This is a genomic window from Cupriavidus sp. 01L46, assembly GCF_056399905.1.
In genome coordinates this window covers 1-4602 of sequence record NZ_JBFTSF010000406.1, presented here as the reverse complement: position 1 = coordinate 4602, position 4602 = coordinate 1, and the positions used below count along the sequence as shown (strand labels likewise).

The 4602-nt window shown below is 66.0% G+C and carries 2 protein-coding genes; both read right to left on the bottom strand.

Features of this window, described 5'->3' with window-relative positions; genetic code table 11:
* Positions 1-3683: nitrate reductase subunit alpha (locus AC1DS3_RS35495; RefSeq protein ID WP_477129025.1), on the bottom strand; the 3683-nt coding region annotated here is incomplete at its 3' end.
* 175 nt (positions 3684-3858) lie between these two features.
* Positions 3859-4602, bottom strand: a 744-nt coding sequence (locus tag AC1DS3_RS35490; RefSeq protein WP_477129024.1) for an MFS transporter, incomplete at its 5' end; no start/stop codon positions are given.

Below are 4602 nucleotides of genomic sequence, written 5' to 3'. Positions count from 1 at the left end.
ACCTTGTTCATCTTGCGCAGGATCACGAACTCGTCGCGGTTGCTGCCGACGGTGCCGTAGTAGTTGAAACCGTAGGCCAGCTGCGCATAGCCGCCGATCATGTGGGTGGGCTTGGTGACCGTGCGGGTCACCGAGTTATGGATGCCACCGCGCATGCCGCTGGTTTCGGCGCCGGGCACGTTCACGATCTTCTCCTGGGCGTGGTACATCAGGCACATCCCCTTGGGGACCCGCTGGGACACCACCACCCGCGCGGTCAGCGTGCCATTGACGTTGAAGACTTCCACCCAGTCGTTGTCGCGGATGCCGCTGGCCTTGGCCTCGGTCTCGGAGATCCAGACATGCGGCCCGCCGCGCGACAGCGTGAGCATGCGCAGGTTGTCCGAGTAGGTGGAGTGGATGCCCCACTTCTGGTGCGGCGTGATCCAGTTCAGCACCAGCTCGGTATTGCCGTTGGGCCTGGCGCCAAGCATCGGTGCGACGGTCTTGGTGTCGATGGCGGGCTTGTAGACACAGTTGCCCTCGCCAAAGTCCAGCATCCAGCGATGGTCCTGGTAGAACTGCTGGCGGCCGGTCAGGGTGCGCCAGGGAATCAGCTCGTGCACATTGGTGTAGCCCGCGTTGTAGCTGACTTMCTCGGATTCGAGCCCGGACCAGGTCGGCGCGGAGATGATCTTGCGCGGCTGCACCTGGACGTCGCGAAAGCGGATCTTGTCGTGCTCGCGCCCGGCGGCCAGGTGGGCGTGATCCCGCCCGGTGATGGCCGACAGCGCCTCCCACGCCTTCACCGCGACGTGSCCGTTGGTYTCSGGYGCGAAGGTCAGGATCATCTCGGCGGCGTCGATGGCSGTMTCCAGCCGCGGCCGGCCCTGGCTCACGCCGGGTTCGTCGACCGTCTTGCTGAGCGCGCCGATCTCCTTGACTTCGTGGCGGGTATCCCAGTTGATGCCCTTGCCGCCGTTGCCGTGCTTGTCGAGCAGCGGCCCGATCGAGGTGAACTTCTTGTAGATGTCGGCATAGTTGCGCTCCACCACGGTCATCGATGGTGCGGTCTTGCCGGGAATCAGCTCACATTCGCCGCGCTTCCAGTCCTTCGGCTCGAACGGCTGGGCCAGCTCGCCCGGGGTGTCATGCAGCAAGGGGCTGCAGACCAGGTCCTTGCGGGTGCCCAGGTGGGCGCCGCCGATCTCGCTGAACTTCTTGGCGATCGCCTTGTAGATTTCCCAGTCCGTGCGGCTCTCCCACAGCGGCTGCACCGCCTCCGACAAGGGGTGGATGAAGGGATGCATGTCGGAGGTGTTGAGGTCGTCCTTCTCGTACCAGGTCGCGGTCGGCAGCACGATATCGCCGTACAGGCAGGTGGTGCTCATGCGGAAATCRAGCACGGTCAGCAGGTCGAGCTTGCCTTCGGCGGCGGGGCGGACCTTCACTTCGCTTGGCGTGATGGCGTCGGCCTCGTCGCCGAACACGGCGTTCTGGGTGCCGAGCAGGTACTTGAGGAAGTACTCGTGTCCCTTGCCCGAGCTGCCGAGGATATTCGAGCGCCAGACGAACATGTTGCGCGGGAAGTTCTCCGGGTTGTCGGGGTCGTCGCAGGCGAACTGCAGGCCGCCGGACTTCAGTTGTTCGACCGTATAGGCGACCGGGTCCTGGCCAGCCGCCGCGGCGGCATCGGCGACATCGAGCGGGTTGCTGCTCAGCTGCGGCGCCGAGGGCAGCCAGCCCATGCGCTCGGAACGGGCGTTCAGGTCGAGCAGCGAGAGGTTCTCGTACTTGGCCTTGTCGGCGGTCGGGGACAGGATCTCGTCCACGGCGAGCTTCTCGTGGCGCCACTGGCTGGTGTGGCTGTAGAAGAACGAGGTGCCGTTCATCTGGCGCGGCGGGCGTGCCCAGTCCAGGCCAAAGGCCAGCGGTGCCCAGCCGAATTGCGGGCGCAGCTTCTCCTGGCCCACGTAATGCGCCCAGCCGCCGCCGCTCTTGCCCACGCAGCCGCACATCATCAGCAGGTTGATGATGCCGCGGTAGATCATGTCGTTGTGGTACCAGTGGTTGAGCCCGGCACCGACGATCACCATGCTCTTGCCCTGGGTGCGATCGGCGTTGTCGGCGAACTCGCGTGCCACCTGTATCACCAGGTGGCGCGGTACCGTGGTGTGCTTCTCCTGCCAGGCCGGCGTGTAGGGCACGTCGTCGTCGAAGGACGTGGCCACGTTGTCGCCGCCCAGGCCCTGGTCCACGCCGTAGTTGGCCATCTGCAGGTCATAAACCGTGGCCACCAGCGCGCTGCCGCCGTCCGCCAGCGTAATGCGCCTGGCCGGGACGCGGCGCTTGAGCAAGGCATCGTGCTCCGCGCCGAAATACGGGAAGCCGACTTCGGCTACTTCGTGCTCGGCCGCCATCAGCGAGAGCAGGGGGTCAAGCGCGCGTCCGCTGCCCCCGTCCTTCATTTCCAGGTTCCAGCGGCCTACCTTCTCGCCGTCGTTGTGGGCGGCCTCGCCCCAGCGAAAGCCGATGGTGCCGTTGGGGGCCGCGAAGTCGCCGCTGGCGCTATCGATGACCAGGGTCTTCCATTCCGGGTTGTTGGCTTCGCCGCGGGCGCYGGCCAGGTGGGAGGCGCGCAGGAAATGATCGGGGACCAGCGTGCCGCCGTTGTCGCGCAGCAGCACCAGCATGGGCATGTCGGTGTACTGCCTGATGTAGTCGCGGAAATAGGCGGAGCGTGCGTTCAGGTGGAATTCCTTCAACACCACATGGCCCATGGCCATGGCCAGGGCGGCGTCGGTGCCTTGGGTGGGTGTCAGCCAGATATCGCCGAACTTGACCATCTCGCCGAAGTCGGACGACACGGCCACGGTCTTGGTGCCCTTGTAGCGGACTTCGGTATAGAAGTGGGCGTCCGGGGTGCGCGTCTGCGGCACGTTGGAGCCCCACACCATCAGGTAGGTGGAGTTGTACCAGTCGGCCGATTCCGGCACGTCGGTCTGCTCGCCCCAGACTTGCGGGCTGGCCGGCGGCAGGTCGCAGTACCAGTCATAGAAGGACAGGCAGACCCCGCCCAGCAGGCTCAGGTAGCGCGCCCCGGCGGCGTAGGACACCATCGACATGGCCGGAATCGGCGAGAACCCGACCACGCGGTCCGGGCCGAAGCGCTTGATGGTAAAGGCATTGGCCGCCGCGATCATCTCCGTGGCAGTGTCCCAGTCGGCCCGCACGAATCCGCCCAGGCCGCGCACGCTCTTGTAGCGCTTGGCCTTGACGGGATCCTGGCTGATCGAGGCCCAGGCGGCCACGGGGTCCATGGTCTTGCGGGCTTCGCGCCACATCTCCATCAGGCGGCCGCGGATCATCGGGTACTTCACGCGTTGCGCCGAATAGACGTACCAGCTGTACGAGGCGCCGCGCGGGCAGCCGCGCGGCTCGTGGTTGGGCAGGTCGGGCCGGGTGCGCGGATAGTCGGTCTGCTGCGTCTCCCAGGTGATCAGTCCGTTCTTGACGTAGACCTTCCAGGAGCACGAACCCGTGCAGTTCACGCCGTGGGTGGAACGCACGATCTTGTCGTGCTGCCAGCGGCTGCGGTATCCGTTCTCCCACCGGCGGTCCTCGTCCACCACGGCGCCGTGTCCACCCGCGAAGGTGGACTTGACGCGCGACATGAATTTCAGTCGATCCAGAAAATGGCTCATTGTTGTTCTCCGCGAGTGCTTTTGCTGACCGTTGGGCAATCGGTCCAGGGATGTTCCAAGCTTATGGGCAGGGCCCGGCCGTGCCCATTCGCTGGTGGAGGAGTAGGGTGCGATGCGCTCGGGCTAGTCCGGCCGTGGCCGCCTAGTTCGAAAGAACTAGGCCGGCCGGCGCCGTTCAGCAAGGCATGGGCGCGTTCTTGCGCGCGTAGTACCACCAGGTCACCAGCACGCAGCTCACGTAGAAGACGACAAAGCAGTACAGCGCCGCGTCCGCCGAGCCGGTCAACTCCAGCGAGGTGCCGAAGCTCTTGGGAATGAAAAAGCCGCCGTAGGCGCCGATGGCGCCGGAAAAACCCAGCACCGCGGCCGATTCCTTGCCGGCGTCCAGCAGCGCCTGCTTTTGCGCCGCGGCGTCCTTGCCGCGCGCGGCGCGCTGGCGCTCGGTCAGGAAGATCACCGGGATCATGCGGAAGGTCGAGCCATTGCCGATGCCGGTCAGCGCGAACAGCACCACGAACGCGGCCAGGAAGCCCTGGAAGCTGCCGCCGGCGCCGTCATGCGGCAGCGTGGCCAGCACGCCGAACACGGCGGCAATCATCGCCACGAAGCTCCACAGCGTGACCCGTGCTCCGCCCAGCTTGTCCGACACCCACCCACCCACCGGCCGCATCAGCGCGCCCACCAGTGGCCCGAGGAAGGCGTAGGCGGTAGGGTTGACGCCGGGAAACTGCGACTTGGTGAGCAGCGCGAACCCGGCCGAGAAGCCGATAAACGAGCCGAAGGTGCCCACGTACAGCCAGCACATCAGCCAGTTGTGCTTGCGCTTGAAGATCACCGCCTGGTCGGCGAACGAGGCGCGCGCATCGGCAATGTCGTTCATGCCGAACCACGCGGCGAGGGTGGCGGCCAGGATGAACGG